Genomic DNA, 19,766 nt, shown 5'->3' with positions numbered 1-19,766 from the left:
GCGATCGTACCCACCTCACTCATTCTCTCGTGTCAATAAGAGAGGGAATGACTGGTAAGATGAGTTTCGATAATATAGTTAAAATTATCCGTGTTTTACGTCCGGAGTGTTTTATGGCTCGGTACACTTGTTTATTTACAGTAGCGCTTCCCAATAACAATCTCCGGCAGTCGTTGATTGAGATTCTCAAATCCTTGAATATTGAGGTTCAATACGATAGAGCCGAGTACCTCATGGGACGCGAAAAGCCTGGCAAAGTCCCTTTTGGCAAATTAGTTACCGTGGAAGTGTTGATTGATAACACAACCGCTACTGAAACGGAAATTAAAATGACCTTAGTGGCCAAAAACGAAGAGCTACCTTTACAACTGGACAATCACTGTCATCAACTGTTCCAACAGGTTAGCAAGCAAATTCAAGACAGCAGTCAATTGAAGTTGATTGATACAGTTCCTGGATAACCCGATGGCCAGTAGTGGAGTAGGGAGTGGGGCGTAGGGAGTAAGGGAAGATCCCCAATGACCTGTTACCTATTACCCATGACCTATTACCCATTACCAGTACGTAGGACTATATATCTTCTTCGCCCATCATACCGGGGCTAATTAAGGTAATATCGAATTCATCTGATGCGGGAGTCGTGACCACGCTTTCCCGGACTAATAGATAATAACTAGCTCTTACTTGGGGACCGAAGACAATTTCATCTTCATTCTTGAGGTCATGGGTGGGGACTTTTTTACCATTGACCATAATCCCGTTAGCGCTTCCTTTGCCTTTAAGATTACCGTCAACGATGCGGTAATAGTAATTTCCGTCTTCTTTGGGTAACCGAACTAGGGTCGCATGGCGACGAGAGACGAATTGGGAATATAGGCGAATATCGCTCTGTTCATGGCGACCAATGGAGTAAACTGGGGCTTCGAGTGTAAATTCTCGCCGTCCCTTATCGTCTTCAATAATGAGGAGATGATTTTGGTTAGATTGGGCAGAAGTTTCGGTCATTATTTAGATTATACCTATTCAATAACATCAATAACTTAGGGTTTAGTCCTCATTTAAGAGGTTTTAGGGAAGGGGCAAAGGACACGAAGCCTTGTTAACCGTAGATTTTGGGATTCCTTTTCTAGTTTAAACGCTCTTGATGGAGATAGTTACTCTAATTGGGAGTATTTTTAGAGAAACCATGAGTACAATAACTGGAGAATGGAAGCCCCCAGATGAGTACAACAAAGTGACAATTTTAATCGATTCTAGTCATATTGTGAAGTAGGGGAACGGATCTGCCAACAGTAGTAATATAAGCTATTGTGTATTGCCTCTTGCCTATTGCCCATTCCCCATTCCCTAGGGCGAAGGTTAGAGAGTCAAGTGGGGTAACGTCGGCGCAACAGCAGAGAGTTGGTGACGACACTGACGGAGCTAAAGGCCATGAATGCACCCGCAGTCGCTGGAGAGAGGAGAATACCGAATTGCGGCAGAAACACACCCGCAGCTAGGGGGATGGCAAGGATATTGTAGGCAAAGGCCCAAAAGAGGTTTTGGCGAATTTTGCTAAAGGTGTCTCGACCAAGGGCGATCGCGTGGGGAATGTCGGCGAGCCGATCGCCGATCAAAACCAGTTGTGCGGTATCCATCGCTACTTCAGTGGCGCTCTGGAGGGCAATGCCCACATCCGCTTGAGCTAGAGCAGGAGCATCGTTGATGCCATCTCCGACCATAGCGACGCGGGCAGATTTTTGTAACGTAGCGATCGCCTCGGCTTTGGCTTCGGGTTTCACTTCTGCCTGAATTTCGTCCTGACTCAGTCCCAGTTTTTCCCCCACGGCGTGGGCGGTTGCTTGGCGATCGCCGGTTAGCATCATCACGCTTAAGCCCATCTGCCGCAGAGTTTCCAGGGTTTCCCTTGCTTGGGGACGCAGGGGATCGATAATCCCTAACCATCCGGCCCATTGGCCATTGAGGGCGATCGCTACGACGGTTTTACCCTCTTGGGCAAGTTGGTCAATTTCTTCAGTATTCGCGGGTAAAATAACCTCTTGTTGCGCTAACCATTCGGGGGTTCCCAACAGTACCCGTTCTTGCTCCACCCAGGCTTGAACGCCATAACCGGCAAGGGTTTGGAAACTTTCCGCCGAGGGTAAGATTAATTCCCGCTTTTGGGCTGCGTCTAAAATAGCACGGGCGAGGGGATGGTTCGTGCCTTGTTCAACGGCTGCCGCAGTTCCCAGGAGGCGATCGCTACTCCAACCTAGGGCCGGATTGGGGATACAATCGGTGACTACAGGAGTGCCTTGGGTGAGAGTTCCCGTTTTGTCAAAACTGATTAAGTCGATGGCGTTGAGTTGTTGTAGCGCTTGTCCGCCTTTGATCAGAATGCCTTGTTTTGCGCCAATTCCTGTACCGACTAAGATGGCGGTGGGGGTGGCTAACCCTAGGGCACAGGGACAAGCAATGACTAAAACGGCGATCGCCAATTTTAAGCTCAGTAGAACGGGAGAATAGGGGGTTTCCCCAGTTGCTAGTATATGGGGCCACAGTTGCACGCCCCACAGTTGCCAGAAGAGAAAGGTTAATGTGGCGATCGTCATAATGCCGTAAACAAAATAACCGGCTACCGTATCAGCCAGTTGTTGAATGGGCGCTTTACGGGTTTGGGCATTTTCCACCCATTGGATAATTTGACCCAAGGTTGTATCTGAGCCAACGTGGGTAGTCTCCAGAGTGACGAGTCCCGACTCATTCACTGTTCCGGCACTAACCCAATCTCCCGCCTGCTTGGGTACGGGGATCGCTTCCCCGGTAATCATACTTTCGTTGACCGTGGTTTCTCCACCGACGACGCGCCCATCCACGGGAAAGCGTTCTCCTGGTAAGACTCGCAACCATTCCCCCACTTTCACGGTTTCAGCCGCAATATCAACGGGGGTTTCATCCGGCGTTGAACCGACGGGAATCAGGTGCGCTCGTTTGGGTTGTAGGGCTAAGAGGGCACTGAGATCGGCGGCGGCTTGGCTTCTGGCTCTGGCTTCTAGGGTACGACCGAGGAGAATAAAGCCCAGGAGCATCACCGGTTCGTCAAAGAAGCATTCCCATCCGGTTTGGGGAAAGAGCAGGGCAATGGTGCTGGTGGTGTAGGCAGCGATCGCCCCCAAGCCGACTAAACTATTCATATTGGGGCTATTGTTCCATAATCCCCGTGCCCCTTCGATAATGATGCTTCGTCCGGGAAAGAGGAGGGCAAGGGTGGCTAAACCCCAGTGAAACGCCATGGAACTTAGAAGAGGTAAATCGTGAAATCCATGGCCGGTAAAGGATAACAGCAATAAAGAGGCGGCGATCGCCAATTCTTTTTGATGTGCTTTCAGTTCCTGTTGATACCGCTGTTGGGGAGAAAGTGAGGAATTTCCGAAGTTTTCCGGCGATCGCAGTTGGCTGGGAAATCCTGATTCCGTCAGCTTTTCAGCCAATTGAGTGCCATTAACCGCGCCACTCTCATATTCTACTGCCGCTACAGCCGTCACTAAATTAACACAAGCAGAGCGGACTCCTGGCTGTTGAATCAGTTGCCGTTCCACAGCTTGGACGCATCCGGCACACTTCATTCCCGTCACATCTAAGGTTAGGGTTTCGAGGGATATTGAGTCTTGGGGGACTGGTGTTTGGGGAACGACTTGCATAGGCGGCTCTAGAACTCTCCACTACGATCTCTGGTCTAGTTTAGAGCAAGCCTATGGAACAAGAAAATTAAAAAATTCCTTCTCTTTCTAATCGCAAGAGCTTCGCCATGTCCTCGTGGGTTGGGTTTTGGACAAGTAGAACGCAACGTCAACTCAACGGATTTGTTGGGTTTCGTTCCTTAATCCAACCTACGAACTTAGAGAGATGGGATTAGGCGATCGCAAATTCCGTAAACTTCCGAGTCTCCGGATCGTGAAACGCCAATACAATCTCCTCCTTCGATAGTCCTTTCAGCAATAGCTCATTGGCTATCCCTTCTTCCGTCCAATCCTCTTCAATATAAATTTTCTCATTTTTAATCCGAATATGAACATGAATATTTCTAATTTTCTTCTTCCCGTCCCACCCCATAAACAGCCAAAAATATTGGTCGTGAGTTTCATCAAACACTAAACAACTTTCTCGATCTAGATTTGATGAACCAGAGACCCATTCATGATATTCAGTTAAAATTTGTTGAATCAAGTCGCGATAGTGTTCTAATTTATCCATGGTATGACTTCTTCCTTCTCCATATCAACCACAATTAACCAGAGCTGATTGACTTTGGCCACCTCTTGAATTGATTTTCTCCTAAAAAAGTTTTCGTAAACGTCATCTTTATTGTCCAACCGTCTTTAATCAAGGCATGTTTGACTGCATCATGATAAATATCTTTGGCTGGCATCTTCGATCTCTGGGTAAACACTCTGATATTATATCAGAGTCTATTTACAATAGGCTCTAACTATGCAATTTGATAATTATGAATTTGATGGTTCCCAAAATGCGCTGATTGGGCAATTAGCCAGTCGCATGAAATTTGTCAGTATCTTTTTGATGATTGGTGGAGTGCTAACGGTCATCTTTGGACTGCGCGGATCGGAAGAAGGTATCGGAGCCACGATCTCAGGAGTGGCTGATTTTTTAATCGGTATTTGGACATACCAAGCCTCTACTGCCTTTAAGCGAATTGTCGATACTGAAGGTCAGGATATAGAACATTTAATGGGTGCATTAGGAGAGTTGCGAAAACTTTACACCTTACAATACTGGGTTTTGATCGTTACATTGGTGGCTCTTATTTTGGTCTTGGTCTTGGGTATGATTTTAGGATTGCTTGGGGGTTTAGGCTAGAGTAATAAGGCTAAAACTAACTATAGTCCAAGTTCTACACAGGAATTAAAGTATTGTTTATAGAAGATTCGAGAAGTAGGAGCGATCGCCCTATAAAATAAACTAGGAACTTACCCTAGCTCCCAAGTTAAACCGGAAAATTAGTCTATGACCACAGCATCAGCAAGCGATCGCCCATTACCCTCCTGGAACAATACTCAAGCCGACTATCCCCAAGATAAGTGCATCCATCAGTTATTTGAAGCCCAAGCGAACCGGACTCCTGACTCCGTGGCTGTTGTATTCGAGTCTCAACGACTGACCTATCGGCAGTTAAACGCCAAAGCCAACCAACTGGCTCGCCACTTGCAAGGGTTGGGAGTCGGACCAGAGGTATTGGTGGGTCTGTGCGTCGATCGCTCCTTGGACATGGTAGTGGCTATGTTGGGAATTCTCAAAGCCGGTGGCGCTTATGTACCCTTAGACCCCGCTTATCCCCAAGAGCGAATTGCCTTGATGGTTGAAGATGCCGCTTTGTCAATTGTCGTCACCCAAGAGCAACTCATATCGGGTTGGGGGGGATCGCCTGCTTTAAAATGGGTTAACTTAGACAAGGATTGGGACAAGATATCGCAACAGAGTCCAGAAAACCTAGAAAGTAATATTAATGCTGAAAACTTAGCCTATATTATCTACACTTCCGGCTCCACAGGCAAACCCAAAGGCGTGCAAATTGCCCATCGTTCAGTCGCGAATTTGTTACATTCGATCGCCACTTCTCCGGGATTGAGCATTCAAGACACCATGATTGCTGTGACCACCATTTCTTTTGATGTTTCAGTCCCAGAAATCTATGGGCCTTTAAATGTCGGCGGAAAAGTTGTTATTGCCCGTCGTGAAGTTGCCAAAGACCCCGCACAGTTAATGGCATTAATTCACCAACACAGTGCCACAATCATGTCAGCCACTCCAGCCACGTGGCGAATGCTGTTAGATGCCGGTTGGCAAGGGAGCCAAAACCTGAAAATCATTTCCACCGGAGAGCGCTTATCCAGGACATTAGCTAACCCATTATTAGAAAAATGTGCCTCTCTTTGGAACTTATACGGGCCGACAGAAATTACCGTTTGGGCAACCCTGTACCGAGTCAAACCCGGTGAAGGGAAAATAGCGATCGGACAACCGATTGCTAACACGAAAACTTATATTCTCGATTCAGATCGAGAACCCGTTCCCATTGGCGAATCCGGAGAACTGCATATCGGGGGTTCAGGTTTAGCGCGGGGATATTTAAACAGACTAGAACTCACCGCAGAAAAATTTATTCCTAATCCCTTTAGCCAAGACCCCAACTCCCGTCTCTACAAAACTGGAGATTTAGCTCGCTACTTACCCGATGGCAATATTGAATATCTTGGACGCATCGACCACCAAGTAAAAGTACGGGGCTATCGCATCGAACTCGGAGAAATCGAAGCCACCCTCAGCCAAAATCCAGAAGTCAAACAGGCGATCGTTGAAGCAAGAGAAGATGTCCCCAACCAGAAACGCTTAGTCGCATACATCGTTCCCGGTTCTGCCACTGACGAGCAAAATCCAGAAGATACCAGCGAACAGACCCAAAAATGGCAGAAAATCTGGGATGAAGCTTATATCCAACCCGACGAAACCCAAGACGGTAGCTTTCATATTGGTGGCTGGAACGACTCTTATACCGGCAAAGACCTCGACCCCGAACAAGTGCAAGAATGGGTTGACTATACCGTAGAGCGGATTCTGTCGTTGCAGCCCGATCGATTATTAGAAATTGGCTGCGGCACGGGTTTACTCCTGTTTCGGATGGCTCCCCAATGCCAGCATTACTACGCCACGGATCTTTCAGGGGAAGCCATTCGTTACCTAGAACGACAAATGGGTAATAACGAGTTAGCCCAGTCAGTCACCTTGCGACAGACTCCAGCAGATGGATTAGGTGAAATAGTCCAAGAAACTTTTGACACCGCTATCTCCAACTCAGTAATTCAGTTTTTCCCCAGTATCGATTATTTAGTGGAAGTTATCGAAACGGCGGTATCGTTAGTTGAACCCGGAGGCCAAATTTTCCTAGGGGACATCCTCAGTTTGCCCTTGTTGGAAGCCTTTCATACCTCAGTGCAGTTATATCAAGCGTCCGCTGAACTGTCTGTAGCACAATTAAGGCACAGGATCGGCGATCGCCTCTCGCGAGAGCAACGACTCATTATCGACCCGGATTTCTTCATCGCCCTCAAACAACACTTACCCCAAATTAGCCATGTAGAAATCCAACTCAAGCGCGGGCATTACCAAAACGAACTCACTCGTTTCCGCTACGATATCGTTCTTCATATTGGCAAAAAATCCCAAAATGCCACAAAACCCCCCATTTATCTAAACTGGCAACCAGATAATTTAACTGTGGCGAAAGTTCGCCAACAACTGCAAGAAACTGCCCCAGAAATCCTCGTTCTCACCCGCGTTCCTAACGCCAGAATTTGGGCAGACTTGCAAGCGATAGAAAGATTAGCCAGTCCTGAATGTCCCGAAACTGTCGGAGAACTGCGACAACAGATTACCCCAGAAGGCATTGAACCCGAAGATTGGTGGCAATTGGAATCCGAAGTCGATTATCGGATTAACATTACTTGCTCAGGCAATAGTAGTGAAGCTTACTATGATGTCCTATTTATTCGCTCCGACAGCAACATCATTCCAGACAGCACGATTATTGCACCTCAAGAAAACGGACTCAAACCTTGGAGTGCTTATGCCAATCAGCCCTACACCGGCAAGCAACACCATCAATTAATTCCTCAGTTGCGCGAGTTCCTGCAAGAAAAACTGCCCGATTATATGGTTCCATCGGCATTTGTGGTTCTGGACAAACTGCCCCTAAGTCCCAGCGGTAAAGTCGATCGCCGCGCCCTACCCGCCCCAGATAAATCTCGCCCAGTTCTCGATGTAGAATTAGTTGCACCGCGAACTCCCACCGAAGAAATTCTCGCCGGACTTTGGGCAGAATTGTTAACGCTCAATGAAATTGGAGTCCTAGACAACTTCTTTATGTTGGGAGGAGATTCCATCCAAGCGACTCAACTGATTTCGCGAGTCCGGGATACTTTTGGGGTTGAACTATCCTTGCATCGGTTATTTGAATCGCCAACCGTAGCAGAATTGGCAGAAACTCTACTCGGCACTTCCAGCCAACAACAAGCAACCATCCAACCCATACCGCGAGAAGCAGAACTCCCCCTCTCGTTTGCCGAACAACGCTTATGGTTTCTCGATCAATTGCAGGAAAAAAGTATCGCCTATAACGAGCAAGAAGCCTTGCGTTTGACGGGTTCGCTCTCGATAGAAGCCCTAGAGATGGCACTGCAAGAAATTGTTCGCCGTCACGAGAGCTTGCGGACTAATTATCAAGCCGTAGAGGGTTCTCCAGTCCGGGTGATTCACGAGATTCAGAAACCCGGTTTCTTTAGTCAACTCGCTTCTACAGCCAATACTGACACAGAAACCCGGTTTCTTGAGTTGCAGCGTTTAGCCGCAGAAGAAATTCAGCAACCCTTTGACCTAGCAAACGATCCTTTACTACGAGTAACCCTATTCCAGTTAGCCCCCGATGATTATGTACTGTTGCTCACCATGCACCATATTATTACTGATGGCTGGTCAACAGGAGTATTGAGCCACGAGTTAGAAGTTCTCTACGGGGCTTATGTGCAAGGGAAACCGTCACCATTACCCCCACTGCCCATCCAATATGCTGATTTTGCTTGCTGGCAGCGGCAACCGGCGACTGCGGAAATGCTCGCGCCCCAACTGACTTACTGGAAACAACAGTTAGCCGGAACACCTCCTTTATTAGAATTGCCCACGGATTATCCCCGGAAAACCGTGCAGACGGCTAACGGAGGGAAAGAGTTTTTTGAACTGGGAATTGAATTTACCCAACGGCTAAAGCGTCTGAGTCAGGAGTTGGGCGTGACTCTATTTATGACCCTATTTGCCACATTTAGCACCTTACTTTATCGCTATAGCTCTCAAGAAGATATTGTTGTCGGTACGCCCATTGCTAACCGCAACCGCAGCGAAATAGAAGGACTGATTGGATTTTTTGTCAATACTTTGGTGTTGCGAAGTCAATTTGAAGACAATCCCAGTTTCTCCCAACTTTTGCAACAAGTGCGGCAAACTTGTTTGGATGCCTACGCCCATCAAGATGTCCCGTTTGAGCAGTTGGTGGAGGCATTGCAACCAGAACGCAGCCTCAGCCACTCGCCGATTTTTCAGGTGATGTTTGCTCTGCAAAATGCACCGATGAAACCTCTGGAGTTACCGGAGGTGAGTTTTAATTGGTTACAGATAGAAAGCGCCAAAGCCAAGTTCGATTTAACGTTGTCCATGGAGGAGACAGCAGCGGGATTAATTGGCTATTGGGAATACAATCGCGATTTGTTTGAATCCACAACAATTCGTCGCATGATGGGGCATTTCAAGACGTTGCTAGAAGGAATTCTAGCTAATCCCAAAGCACCAGTTAGCGAACTACCGTTACTGATAGAAGCGGAACGCCATCAATTATTAGTAGAGTGGAACGATACCCAAGTCGAATATCTCCAGGATCGGTGCATCCACCAGTTATTTGAGGAGCAAGTAAAACGCACTCCCGATTCTGTAGCAGTGGTTTTTGAGGACAAACAGCTAACCTATCGGGAACTCAACGGGAAAGCAAATCAATTGGCGCATTATTTGCAAAACTTGGGAGTCGGGCAGGATGTGCTGGTGGGGATTTGTGTAGAGCGCTCTGTGGAAATGATAGTAGGACTGTTGGGAATTCTTAAAGCAGGTGGGGCGTATCTGCCTTTAGACCCCAATTCTCCTCCAGATAGATTAGCTTATCAAATCTTAGATGCCCAAGTATCAGTGTTGCTGACTGAGAAAAAGTTGGGGCATCTACAGCTACAAGAGCGAGTACGTCAGGTTTTGTTAGATGTAGATTGGAGCGTAATCGCACAAGAAGCAAATAGCAACTTAGTGACTCAAGCCAAGCCAGACAACTTGCTCTACGTTATTTACACATCAGGAACTACGGGTCAACCCAAAGGAGTCGCGATCGCACATAAATCGATGATCAACTACCTTCATGGGATTGTTCGGCAATTTAATCTCAACTCTTGTGAACACTTTGCTTTGGTCTCTAGTATTACTACTGATTTAGGGAACACGATCATTTTTCCAGCTTTATGCACAGGAGGATGTCTTCATATCATCTCCCAAGAAACATCTTCTCAACCTGATGCTTTAGGAGATTATATACAGCACCAAAACATTGATTGCCTCAAAATTGTGCCCTCCCATCTCATGGCTTTGCAAAGCTCGTCTCGTTCCGAGCAATTGTTACCCCGTCAAGTTCTAATCTTAGGCGGTGAAGCTTCTCGTTCCGATTGGGTGGGTTACCTTCAATCTCAAGCTCCCCAATGTACGATCTTCAATCATTACGGACCGACTGAAGCGACCGTTGGCGTATTAACTTATCGATTGGAGCCAGAGTTATCAATAGAAAATAGTTCAACGCTTCCTCTGGGGTGTCCTCTTCCCAATACCCAAATCTATATTCTCGACCAGCATCTCCAGCCTGTCCCCATAGGCGTACCGGGCGAACTCCATATCGGCGGTGCAGGGTTAGCGCGAGGCTATCTCAACCGCCCCGAATTAACCGAGCAAAAGTTTATCTCCAATCCCTTTAGTGACGAACCGGGTTCGCGCCTTTACAAAACCGGCGATAAAGCGCGCTATCTCCCGGATGGCAAGATTGAATTTATCGGACGCATCGACAACCAAGTGAAAATCAGAGGTTTCCGCATCGAACTCGGAGAGATTGAAGCAACTTTAGCCCAACATCCAGAAGTACGTGAAGCAATCGTTATCATCCGCGAAGATTCGACCGGGGATAAGCGTCTAGTAGCCTATATCGTTTCCGAGGCAGAAGAACTAGCGGGGTCTGATGTGCGCGGTTTCCTGAAAACGAAGCTACCGGACTACATGGTTCCCAGTGCATTTGTGTTTTTAGAGGCATTGCCTCTAACGCCTAATGGCAAAGTAAATCGCCGCGCCCTCCCTGCACCAGATAAAGAACAGAGAGAAAAAGGAGCGATCGCCCCCCGCACCACTACGGAACTACAACTATGCCAAATTTGGTCGGAAGTTCTCAAAATTTCCACCCTTGGAGTACAAGACAACTTCTTTGAATTGGGCGGTCATTCCCTGTTAGCCGTTCGTTTGATGGCTCGCATCGAACGGCAATTAGGCATTCACCTACCTTTGACTACTCTGTTTACAGAACCGACGATCGAAAGCCAAGCCCATTTGCTCTCCTCCCAAAGCCAAGTCCGCTCCCATTCTCCCTTGGTGCCGATTCAATCTTCAGGAGAGTTGCCACCATTGTTCTGCGTACATCCGGTTGGCGGCAACGTTCTGTGTTATGCAGAGCTAGCCCAAAATCTGGGCAACAACCGACCATTTTATGGCTTGCAGTCTCTGGGGTTATCTGGCGAACAGGAACCTTTGACAACAATAGAAGAGATGGCGGCTATTTATATAGAAGTATTACAGGAAATTCAGCCCGCCGGTCCGTACTATCTGAGCGGCTGGTCAATGGGCGGTATCGTTGCTTGGGAAATGGCACGGCAGTTGCAAACTTTGGGGCAAAACGTCGAGCTACTGGCGTTGATTGACAGCTATGCACCGAGCCACAATCAACAACCGATTGATGAGGCTTTTTTGATGAATACTCTATTGGGCGATCTCGGCGGTATATTTGGTACAGAGTTCTCAATTTCGACCCATGAACTTTACCCGCTTCAACCCTCAGAACAGTTAGGTCGCATCTTAACTGAAGCCAAACGCCTGAATATTTTGCCGCGAGAAATCTCCCTTAAACAGATGGATTGGTTGTTTGAGGTTTTCAAAGCAAACCTGAAGGCCGTATACGATTATCAACCTCAGCCTTATTGGGGTCGAGTCGCTCTATTTGCAGCCAGTGAACTAGAAGAAGACCGAGGGTGGAGTACTTGGGTGACAGGGGAGTTGGAAACTTATATGATTCCCGGCGACCATTATGGGATGATACGATCGCCCCACGTCTGGGTTCTCGCCCAAAAGCTGGAAGCTTGCTTGAATCAGGCACAATAGCGATCCAAGATCAAGTCTGGTTAAATAGATTAGAGTTTTATGATTAAGCTCGTGGGAATTGATCCTTAAGACTTGCCAAAGCTGACCAACGGGAATCCATAGCAGTATCGTCAGGTGCAGCCATTTCCTGAGTCACCTCAATTCCTGGACAATCTTTATCGCATAATTGCCGATGGGGAAGTCTTAAGCAAAGCTGTTCGTAGAGCCAAGCTTCAGGGTCAAAATGACCTTGAGGGGATAGGGTTTCCACCAAATCCTCTAAAGCCACTTCTCGCTCTAACGGTAGATTATCATTGAGAGTCTCGGCATTGGGATCGAGCCAAATCATTTCCTTCGCTTTCGCCCGCAGTCGATAATTATATTGTTGCAGACAGCGATCGCACTTCAGGGTTACGATCGTTTCGGCGATCGCCTTCACCTCCAAATAACTCCCTTGGTGAATCATCTTAATCCAGCCCTCAACAGGCATCAAAGAATCTAACCCATCCAAATACTCATCAACCTCAATCTTGAGTTTTCCATCTGGGCACTTCAACAACCCAGGAATATGGATCATCTGCATCATCCACCTCCTTGCAAACTACTCCGTGAGCTGGGATCGCACTCGTACAATCAAGCATCGATGAGGCTCCTTACCGACACTCTCCGTCTCTAGATCCTCATGCGATTGCAAAAACTGATGCACTTCTCGCCTTTCCGCCGATGAGAGCGCCTTCATCTCATACGCGATCGCCGTTTGACGCACCGTATAAGCCGCCACCTCAGCCATTTTCTGCACTTCCTGCTGTCGCTGGTGACGATAGCCATTCAACTCAACTGTAAACGACCCCTGTTCCTCCCGGTCTTGTCCCAGATTGAGAATTGCATTAATCAGATACTGAATGGCATCTAAACTTTCGCCCCCCGTACCCACCAACTGTTCAATCTGGGACTCATTCAAAGGTGAAGGGTCAATCATTAACCAAGACGTTTCCTGTCCTGACCATCCTTCAATTACCTCCACCTTCACCGCAGTGGTTAGTCCCATCTTGTTTAACAGGTTTTCTAGCCACTCCTGGCCGCGCTTTTGCATGGTTTCCTTCATCGCTGCTACCGAGGCCTATTTCTTTTTCGATTCCGGTTTAGTCTTCTTTTTAGACCGCTTTTCAAAAGGCAGATCCGCACGATTGTCGGATATGGTACCCGCAGGACTAACGCTCAGGCCTTTCTCCTCGACTAACTTCTGGAGATTTTCCGGCAACGGTTCCTTAGACAAAATAAACGTTTGTGCCGTTTGGAAAATATTGGCAATCACCATATACATCAAAACCCCAGCCGGTAAGGGAAAGAATAAGAACATCCCTGTAAAGATAATGGGCGTAATCTTATTAATGGTTTGTTGCTGGGAATTGGCATCATTATTAGTACTGGTTCCTCCCTGGCCAGACAGAACCTGGTTCAGATACAAACTGACCCCGAAGAACAACACCATTCCGAGGATGTCAAAGTTAATATTGCCATTATCATCAACAGCCCCAACTCTTCCGAGAGCTTTAATAAATAAAAATCCTTTCTCTGCTGCTAATCCTGGGACTGTCCCTTGAAGGGTCACTTCTCCCGGTTGAAGAGCAACTAAAGAGCCATCGGGATTAACCTCAACAAACTCTTCACCCTTAGTTATCGTCCAAGTCGGTTGTAACTTTTGTCCCCGATCTGGATATTGAGCCACCAACTCGTTAACCGTTTGTCCTTCTACAGTTTGTAGGTTAATTTGGGTTTTCTCGCCCACCCCAATTTTATTACCTCCAGGCAAAATTGCCGCTACTTTAGCATGAACCCCATCTTCGATATAGATGTTTTGGGGTTTCGTGGCATAAATTTGGGGTTGAATTCGCTGAATCTGTTCTTGGGGGAAAATCTGCACATCCACCGTATAGTTAACATCGGCAAACGGCGATCCTCGCAATGTGGCAAATAGAGCAAATAGCACCGGCATTTGAATCAGGACTGGCAAACACCCAGCTAAGGGATTCCCCACCTCTTTAAAGAGTTTAGCCATCTCTTCCTGTTGTTTTGTGGGGTCATCTTTGTAGCGATTGCGAATTTCTTCTTGTCGCTTTTGCATGTAGGGCTGTACCACACGGGTGCGGCGCATACTGCGAATCGATCCGGCACTGAGGGGATACAGAGCAAACCGAATGACCAAGGTTAGGGCGACGATCGCCAAACCATAGCTCGGTACGATCCCGTAGAAAAAATCTAGGATCGGTAGCATAACGTTGCTAGAAAGAAAACCAATACCAAAGTCCATTCGTCGTGAGTCAACCTTTGCGCTGAGGAACTGCCTCTTCAGTGTATCTGATTGTCGGAGGCTTGATCTGATTAATTTTCACCGAGAACAGTCAGACTGTCCTCGGACGAATAAAGAATTAGGCGTTAACCTTACTCCCAGAGCCACTTTTCGTTTGGGCATTTTTGGAGATTTTGCCATTGATATAGTCATACAGTTCCCGAAACTGGGGGAGCGATCGCAGTTCTAGACGACTGCCATCCTTGAGCGTAATCACCATATCTCCCCACGATCCAAATCCCCTAGGAACAACGACCACTTGGGAGATTTCCGAGTAAATTACATCCGTGCGGTTGCGTCCCATCCATCCTCCAACACTGGAAACCCGGCGGCTGGTAATCCGATATCGAGACCAAATCGCTCGAATAATCGAACCAATGGTTAAGGGGAGAGCAATAATGGTAAAACCGATAAAAATATTGAAGATTAAATCTCCAATATGGGGGCCGCCATCATAGATGACATCTTCTTTAATTCCCATTCAGTACCTCTGCCTGTGCCAATAACTGCTCTAATTCTTGCAGAAATTCGTCCCAATTGCAGGATTGAACACTTGGGCGCACAATAAATACCAATCTCCACCCCCTCTGAATTTTGGGGAGCAGTTGGCGGAGTTTGGCCCGCATTTGCCGTTTTATTCGATTACGATAAACGGCTCGTTTATCAACTTTTTTGCCAATCGCAATGCCAATTTGGGTAGGGTGGCTTGGACGATGGGCATTTTGCGAACGAGAAAGTTTTGGTCCTAAAGCCCTTAGGGTCAAATGGGTGGTTTCATGTCGGCTTCCTTGACGATAGACTCCGACAAAATGTCGTCTATTTTTCAGTCGATTAGCTTTGGGGAGCATGATATAGCGCTTCGCGCTGGTCATGGGTAAGAGGTCATGGGGGATTTCTTCCGATTTCACCATGACCTCTTAACCAGCAAGGATTTCCTCTCATTCGCATTAGCTGTAAATCTTAAACCGTTAACCGATGACGGCCTTTTTTACGACGCGTGCGAATTACTCGACGGCCGGTATTACTGCGCATCCGGGCCCGAAACCCTGATGTTCTCTTTTGTTTGCGGTTGGTTCCTTCTAAGGTTCGTTTACTCATAGAATTGGTTTCACTTAAATGGGTTAGCGACTCAATTGACATCCTCCCCGGTCTGAAGACACGGGGATTCCTAAATCTCACGATTTAAGCTTTCTGCTTCTTAGCAACCGCCTCTACTCATTAGCAAGTTTTATGGTCTTACGTTCGCTCCACAGACTATCCCCGCAAGCCCTGCGGTTCTTATGTAATAAAAATGTCACAATCGCTCATTATACCATAGATCACGGGATGTTCCCTGAAACGGCAGAACAGGGAATAGGTAATAGGTAATAGGGAGCAAGCTATCTCCACGTCTGTGCGCCTCCCCTGTCCCTCCATCCCCCTATTCCCGTCAATTATGGACTAATGCTCACTTCCCAGGTTCCGATATAGCGAGGTAGGGGCACTTCACCAGGGGTGAAGATTAAGCACTTAAACCGATAAATGCCAAATCCGGGGTTTTTGACATTGGAAAAGACCAACTCTAAATTCCCCGTTGCTGCGGGGATAGGGTCTTCTGGGTAAATCTCAACCAATTTATTTTCTTGATCCCAAATCACTTCTGCTAAGGGTTGAGCTTTTCCTTTAATGCGAACTTCCACTTTATCTGGGTCAATGATGCCTGTAAAGTTAGCGGGACTTTCAGAGTAGGAGATGGTAAATTGCTGAACTGCTTCTGTGAGTTTCTTTTGAGGAACTCGAAGCCGATAGCGATCCCATTGATTGGCAATGCCATCATAGTCAAGGCGGAAGGGTAGAGTATTTTCCCGTCCAGGACCCCCAAAGATAGTCAGTCCCGGTAAACCATTGGCGAAGGTTAGGGTAGGCACAGCCGCCACCAGACCTGTGGCGATCGCCGCAGCTAATAGAGGATACTTGATCGACTTTAATGTTTTAAGCATAGGAAAACCGCTAAATCCACTCATCCTTGATTGAAAACTACGTTACTTAACTTTACCAAAAGAAACCCCAAGATTGACAAACATCACCCCTATGGGGCCCTAGTGCGGACGCAAGGCTGGAGGCAAAAGTGCCACAAATACCTAATTCATAAAACAAGTTAAAGATCCCCTAGGGTTTCCAGGGATCGGCCTACGATCCATAGGAACCAAATGCAAATGACTCAAATCCAGTCGGTGCTATCCATCCAGCAATAGTGCTGGTTCGACAATAGCCCATTGATCGCTATAGAAGAGGAATATCCATGAAAATAGGAGTTGCGAAAGAAGTTGAGTATCAAGAACGCCGAGTTGCTTTAATTCCCGATGCGATCGCCAAGTTAACCAAACAGGGGTTAGAGATTTGGGTTGAATCTGGCTTAGGCGAGCAGTCCTGTTTTGAGGATTCTGCCTATGAGGCAGCGGGAGCGCAAGTTATTTCTGATAAAGAGAAATTATGGAAAGCAGTAGATGTGTTGTTAAAAGTTGGCTCTCCAGTCGAAGAAGAACTCGGTTTACTGACTCCCGGAAAGGTACTGATTAGCTTTTTAAATCCCTTGGGTCAACCAGAGATGATCCAGAAACTGGCCAATGCTCAGGTAACGGCGTTAAGTATGGAACTGATTCCCCGTACCAGTCGTGCCCAAAGTATGGACGCATTATCCTCTCAAGCGGGAGTAGCCGGTTATAAGGCCGTTTTGATTGCTGCTGCGGCTCTACCTAAGTTCTTTCCCATGTTAACCACGGCTGCGGGAACCATTCGACCAGCCAAAATATTTGTCATTGGCGCTGGAGTTGCGGGTCTACAGGCGATCGCCACGGCTAGACGACTGGGAGCTGTCGTAGAAGCCTTTGATATTCGTCCCGCTGTCAAGGAAGAAGTACAAAGCTTGGGCGCTAAATTCGTGGAAGTCACACTCAACGAAGAAACTGTAGCAGAAGGGGGTTATGCACGGGAAATTTCTGAAGACTCCAAACGTCGCTCCCAAGAATTAGTAGCCGAGCATGTGAAAACAGCGGATGTGGTGATTACCACCGCTCAAGTTCCCGGGAAAAAAGCCCCTCGGTTGGTGACGAAAGAAATGGTGGCACAAATGAAACCCGGTTCAGTAGTGGTTGATTTGGCCGCTGAACAAGGGGGCAATTGTGAAGTGAGCGAAGCGGGTAAAGATGTTGTCTATGAAGGCGTGACCGTCATTGGGCCGATCAATCTTCCTGCATCTATGGCCATTCATGCCTCACAAATGTATGCCAAAAATATCTCTACTCTGCTGAATTATCTGGTGAAAGAAGGCGAGTTGAATCTCGATTTTGATGATGATATTATCAGCGGCACTGTAGTCACCCACGGGGGAGAAATTCGCAATCAGCGAGTTAAAGAGGCGATCGCCAGCGAACAATCTGCTCTAGCGAGTTAACGGGTTTAGGTAGGGATGGGTAGATAGGGGAATTCTGCATTCCCTATTCCCTATTCCCTATTCCCTATTCCCCATGTCCATTACCCATTACTAAAATCATGACAGAATCATTAATCGGCGCTTTATTTGTCTTTGTGCTGGCCAGTTTTGCTGGCTTTGAAGTGATTAACAAAGTTCCGCCTACGCTACACACCCCTTTGATGTCTGGGGCGAATGCCATTTCTGGAATTGCCTTAATTGGGGCCTTAATTGTGGCTGGCGATCGCACCCTCAGCATTAGCGTAATCCTCGGTCTAATTGCCGTTGTCTGCGCCACAATCAACGTGGTGGGCGGTTTTTTAGTCACCGATCGCATGTTGCAAATGTTCAAGAAGAAAGAAGCCTGAACGCGAAGATTGGGAGATTTTCTATTCCCTATTCCCTATTCCCCATTCCCTATTCCCTATTACCCAAATGACAGCATTAACGGATTATTTACCCACAGGGATTCAACTGGTTTATCTGGTTTCTGCATCCTTGTTTATCATTGGTTTGAAACAACTCGGCTCTCCAGCAACGGCTCGCCATGGGAATTTATTAGCGTCTGTTGCCATGTTTTTAGCCGTTGTAGTTACCTTGTTAGATCAACAAGTTCTCAACTATGAATTTATTCTAGTCGGGATTATTATTGGTTCCCTGATTGGGGCGATCGCAGCTAAACAGGTCGCCATGACAGCCATGCCTCAGATGGTAGGCTTATTTAATGGTTTGGGGGGAGCTGCATCTGCTCTAGTGGCGATCGGCGAATTTTGGCGGCGCTTAAACCAACAGCAACCCATTCCCATTGATGCCAATCTCTCCATTATTCTCAGCGTCTTTATCGGTGGCATTACCCTCACCGGTTCTCTAATTGCCTTCGGAAAACTCCAAGGCTTACTCACCGGAGCGCCGATTAAATTTCCCCTGCAACAACCCATTAATATCCTCCTGCTGATTGGTTTTCTGGGTACAACCGGCTATTTACTCTACGACTCCATCAACGCCCCGGTTTTCCTGGTGATGACCGGAATTTCCTTACTCCTAGGTATCCTATTCGTCATTCCCATTGGCGGCGGCGATATGCCCGTAGTTATCTCCCTCCTCAACTCCCTTTCAGGTTTAGCCGCCAGCGCCGCCGGATTTGTGGTGATGAACAACGTCCTGATTATCTCCGGTGCATTAGTCGGAGCCTCTGGTTTAATCCTCACCCAAATCATGTGTAAAGCCATGAACCGCACCCTCACCAATGTTCTCTTTGGGGGCTTTGGCACCGCTGAAGGAACCAGTAATAGTGGAAGTTCTGGAGGAGCAGTACAACAAACCGTTCACAGCATCGACTCCGAAGAAGGAGCCATGATGCTCGGCTATTCCAAATCTGTCGTAGTCGTTCCCGGATATGGCATGGCAGTTGCCCAAGCCCAGCATGTCGTCCGGGAGTTAGCCGATTTACTCGAAAAACAAGGAGTTGAAGTCAAATATGCCATTCATCCTGTTGCTGGACGGATGCCAGGACACATGAATGTGCTGTTAGCAGAAGCCAATGTTCCCTACAACCAACTCTATGACATGGATGACATCAATCCTCAATTTGACCAAACTGATGTAGCGTTGGTAATTGGAGCCAATGATGTCGTTAATCCTGCCGCTCGCAGTAATCAGGATAGCCCCATTTATGGGATGCCCATTCTAGAAGTAGATCGCGCCAAACATACCATTGTCATTAAGCGCAGTTTGAATACTGGGTTTGCTGGCGTGGATAATGAGTTGTTTTACAAGGATAAAACGATGATGCTCTTTGGTAGCGCTAAGGATATGGTCAATCAACTCGTTTCTAGTGTCAAAGAGTTGTAGGTGTAGTCATTTCCAATAAAATGGAGAGAGTAGTGGCTCAAAACTTTGAGCCACTACTGCTTTTTATTCCCTGGCGATCGTTGGTTA

At 47.2% G+C, this 19,766-nt stretch carries 16 protein-coding genes and 1 pseudogene; 6 read left to right on the top strand and 11 right to left on the bottom strand.

Translation table 11 applies throughout. From position 1 onward, the window contains the following. The first annotated feature begins 47 nt into the window (after positions 1 to 47). Complete coding sequence (locus AC3A14_RS02755) at positions 48 to 461, top strand: hypothetical protein (RefSeq protein WP_313898632.1); 414 nt, start codon at positions 48 to 50, stop codon at positions 459 to 461. Positions 462 to 570: 109 nt separating this feature from the next. On the opposite strand, the gene AC3A14_RS02750 is transcribed toward AC3A14_RS02755, so the two are convergent. The 4 genes and pseudogenes from AC3A14_RS02750 to AC3A14_RS02735 all read right to left on the bottom strand — a co-directional run bounded on the left by AC3A14_RS02750 (position 571) and on the right by AC3A14_RS02735 (position 4,408). Continuing rightward, complete coding sequence (locus tag AC3A14_RS02750; protein WP_318700500.1) at positions 571 to 1,005, bottom strand: FHA domain-containing protein; 435 nt, start codon at positions 1,003 to 1,005, stop codon at positions 571 to 573. A 362-nt stretch (positions 1,006 to 1,367) separates the two neighbouring features. Next, positions 1,368 to 3,680: a heavy metal translocating P-type ATPase gene (locus AC3A14_RS02745; protein WP_318731473.1), complete on the bottom strand. Its 2,313-nt coding sequence runs from the start codon at positions 3,678 to 3,680 to the stop codon at positions 1,368 to 1,370. 211 nt (positions 3,681 to 3,891) lie between these two features. Continuing rightward, a complete protein-coding gene (locus AC3A14_RS02740; RefSeq protein ID WP_318731472.1) occupies positions 3,892 to 4,233 on the bottom strand; it encodes a XisI protein in 342 nt (113 codons plus the stop codon). Further along, positions 4,221 to 4,408 (bottom strand): annotated as a pseudogene (locus AC3A14_RS02735) (element excision factor XisH family protein). Before AC3A14_RS02735 ends, AC3A14_RS02740 begins: the two are co-directional and overlap by 13 nt. Positions 4,409 to 4,470: 62 nt before the next feature. Here AC3A14_RS02735 and AC3A14_RS02730 point away from each other — a divergent pair. Beyond that, a complete protein-coding gene (locus AC3A14_RS02730; RefSeq protein WP_318731471.1) occupies positions 4,471 to 4,857 on the top strand; it encodes a hypothetical protein in 387 nt (128 codons plus the stop codon). A gap of 147 nt (positions 4,858 to 5,004) precedes the next feature. Beyond that, a complete protein-coding gene (locus AC3A14_RS02725) occupies positions 5,005 to 12,048 on the top strand; it encodes an amino acid adenylation domain-containing protein (protein ID WP_487778905.1) in 7,044 nt (2,347 codons plus the stop codon). A 43-nt stretch (positions 12,049 to 12,091) separates the two neighbouring features. Here AC3A14_RS02725 and AC3A14_RS02720 read toward each other — a convergent pair whose 3' ends face one another. The 7 genes from AC3A14_RS02720 to AC3A14_RS02690 all read right to left on the bottom strand — a co-directional run bounded on the left by AC3A14_RS02720 (position 12,092) and on the right by AC3A14_RS02690 (position 16,356). Beyond that, on the bottom strand, positions 12,092 to 12,610 hold the full coding sequence (locus AC3A14_RS02720) for a YceD family protein (protein WP_413038755.1): 519 nt from the start codon (positions 12,608 to 12,610) through the stop codon (positions 12,092 to 12,094). Positions 12,611 to 12,628: 18 nt separating this feature from the next. Further along, the gene (locus AC3A14_RS02715) at positions 12,629 to 13,120 is read right to left on the bottom strand and encodes a Jag family protein (protein ID WP_318731469.1); all 492 of its coding nucleotides are present in this window, start codon (positions 13,118 to 13,120) and stop codon (positions 12,629 to 12,631) included. Positions 13,121 to 13,147: 27 nt separating this feature from the next. Continuing rightward, positions 13,148 to 14,338, bottom strand: a complete 1,191-nt coding sequence (gene yidC / locus AC3A14_RS02710; protein ID WP_318731468.1) for a membrane protein insertase YidC — start codon at positions 14,336 to 14,338, stop codon at positions 13,148 to 13,150. A gap of 118 nt (positions 14,339 to 14,456) precedes the next feature. Then, the gene (locus AC3A14_RS02705; protein WP_271941582.1) at positions 14,457 to 14,858 is read right to left on the bottom strand and encodes a PH domain-containing protein; all 402 of its coding nucleotides are present in this window, start codon (positions 14,856 to 14,858) and stop codon (positions 14,457 to 14,459) included. Continuing rightward, positions 14,848 to 15,225 (bottom strand): ribonuclease P protein component, encoded by a 378-nt coding sequence (gene rnpA / locus AC3A14_RS02700; RefSeq protein ID WP_413039039.1) that lies wholly within the window; start codon positions 15,223 to 15,225, stop codon positions 14,848 to 14,850. The genes AC3A14_RS02705 and rnpA overlap by 11 nt, the downstream gene beginning before the upstream one ends. A 112-nt stretch (positions 15,226 to 15,337) precedes the next feature. After that, a complete protein-coding gene (rpmH, locus tag AC3A14_RS02695; protein ID WP_271941585.1) occupies positions 15,338 to 15,475 on the bottom strand; it encodes a 50S ribosomal protein L34 in 138 nt (45 codons plus the stop codon). A 335-nt stretch (positions 15,476 to 15,810) separates the two neighbouring features. Then, entirely contained in the window at positions 15,811 to 16,356 is a 546-nt protein-coding gene (locus AC3A14_RS02690) for a DUF2808 domain-containing protein (protein WP_318731466.1), read from the bottom strand. A gap of 302 nt (positions 16,357 to 16,658) precedes the next feature. Between AC3A14_RS02690 and AC3A14_RS02685 the strand changes: the two genes are divergently transcribed. The 3 genes from AC3A14_RS02685 (at position 16,659) to AC3A14_RS02675 (ending at position 19,679) form a co-directional block, all read left to right on the top strand. Continuing rightward, on the top strand, positions 16,659 to 17,810 hold the full coding sequence (locus AC3A14_RS02685; protein ID WP_318731465.1) for a Re/Si-specific NAD(P)(+) transhydrogenase subunit alpha: 1,152 nt from the start codon (positions 16,659 to 16,661) through the stop codon (positions 17,808 to 17,810). 98 nt (positions 17,811 to 17,908) lie between these two features. Continuing rightward, the gene (locus AC3A14_RS02680) at positions 17,909 to 18,196 is read left to right on the top strand and encodes an NAD(P) transhydrogenase subunit alpha part 2 (RefSeq protein ID WP_271941602.1); all 288 of its coding nucleotides are present in this window, start codon (positions 17,909 to 17,911) and stop codon (positions 18,194 to 18,196) included. 67 nt (positions 18,197 to 18,263) lie between these two features. Then, positions 18,264 to 19,679, top strand: a complete 1,416-nt coding sequence (locus tag AC3A14_RS02675; RefSeq protein WP_318731464.1) for an NAD(P)(+) transhydrogenase (Re/Si-specific) subunit beta — start codon at positions 18,264 to 18,266, stop codon at positions 19,677 to 19,679. The last annotated feature ends 87 nt before the right edge of the window (positions 19,680 to 19,766 follow it).

This window comes from Roseofilum sp., assembly GCF_982964205.1.
The sequence above is the reverse complement of the archived record's forward strand: the minus strand, read 5'-3'. Positions and strand labels throughout refer to the sequence as shown.

Excerpts from the sequence above, each read along its gene's own strand:
- AC3A14_RS02755 (WP_313898632.1), top strand. The coding sequence starts at position 48 with ATGACTGGTAAGATGAGTTTCGATAATATAGTTAAAATTATCCGTGTT.
- AC3A14_RS02750 (WP_318700500.1), bottom strand. The coding sequence starts at position 1,005 with ATGACCGAAACTTCTGCCCAATCTAACCAAAATCATCTCCTCATTATT.
- AC3A14_RS02745 (WP_318731473.1), bottom strand. The coding sequence starts at position 3,680 with ATGCAAGTCGTTCCCCAAACACCAGTCCCCCAAGACTCAATATCCCTC.
- AC3A14_RS02740 (WP_318731472.1), bottom strand. The coding sequence starts at position 4,233 with ATGGATAAATTAGAACACTATCGCGACTTGATTCAACAAATTTTAACT.
- AC3A14_RS02730 (WP_318731471.1), top strand. The coding sequence starts at position 4,471 with ATGCAATTTGATAATTATGAATTTGATGGTTCCCAAAATGCGCTGATT.
- AC3A14_RS02725 (WP_487778905.1), top strand. The coding sequence starts at position 5,005 with ATGACCACAGCATCAGCAAGCGATCGCCCATTACCCTCCTGGAACAAT.
- AC3A14_RS02720 (WP_413038755.1), bottom strand. The coding sequence starts at position 12,610 with ATGCAGATGATCCATATTCCTGGGTTGTTGAAGTGCCCAGATGGAAAA.
- AC3A14_RS02715 (WP_318731469.1), bottom strand. The coding sequence starts at position 13,120 with ATGCAAAAGCGCGGCCAGGAGTGGCTAGAAAACCTGTTAAACAAGATG.
- yidC (WP_318731468.1), bottom strand. The coding sequence starts at position 14,338 with ATGGACTTTGGTATTGGTTTTCTTTCTAGCAACGTTATGCTACCGATC.
- AC3A14_RS02705 (WP_271941582.1), bottom strand. The coding sequence starts at position 14,858 with ATGGGAATTAAAGAAGATGTCATCTATGATGGCGGCCCCCATATTGGA.
- rnpA (WP_413039039.1), bottom strand. The coding sequence starts at position 15,225 with ATGCTCCCCAAAGCTAATCGACTGAAAAATAGACGACATTTTGTCGGA.
- rpmH (WP_271941585.1), bottom strand. The coding sequence starts at position 15,475 with ATGAGTAAACGAACCTTAGAAGGAACCAACCGCAAACAAAAGAGAACA.
- AC3A14_RS02690 (WP_318731466.1), bottom strand. The coding sequence starts at position 16,356 with ATGCTTAAAACATTAAAGTCGATCAAGTATCCTCTATTAGCTGCGGCG.
- AC3A14_RS02685 (WP_318731465.1), top strand. The coding sequence starts at position 16,659 with ATGAAAATAGGAGTTGCGAAAGAAGTTGAGTATCAAGAACGCCGAGTT.
- AC3A14_RS02680 (WP_271941602.1), top strand. The coding sequence starts at position 17,909 with ATGACAGAATCATTAATCGGCGCTTTATTTGTCTTTGTGCTGGCCAGT.
- AC3A14_RS02675 (WP_318731464.1), top strand. The coding sequence starts at position 18,264 with ATGACAGCATTAACGGATTATTTACCCACAGGGATTCAACTGGTTTAT.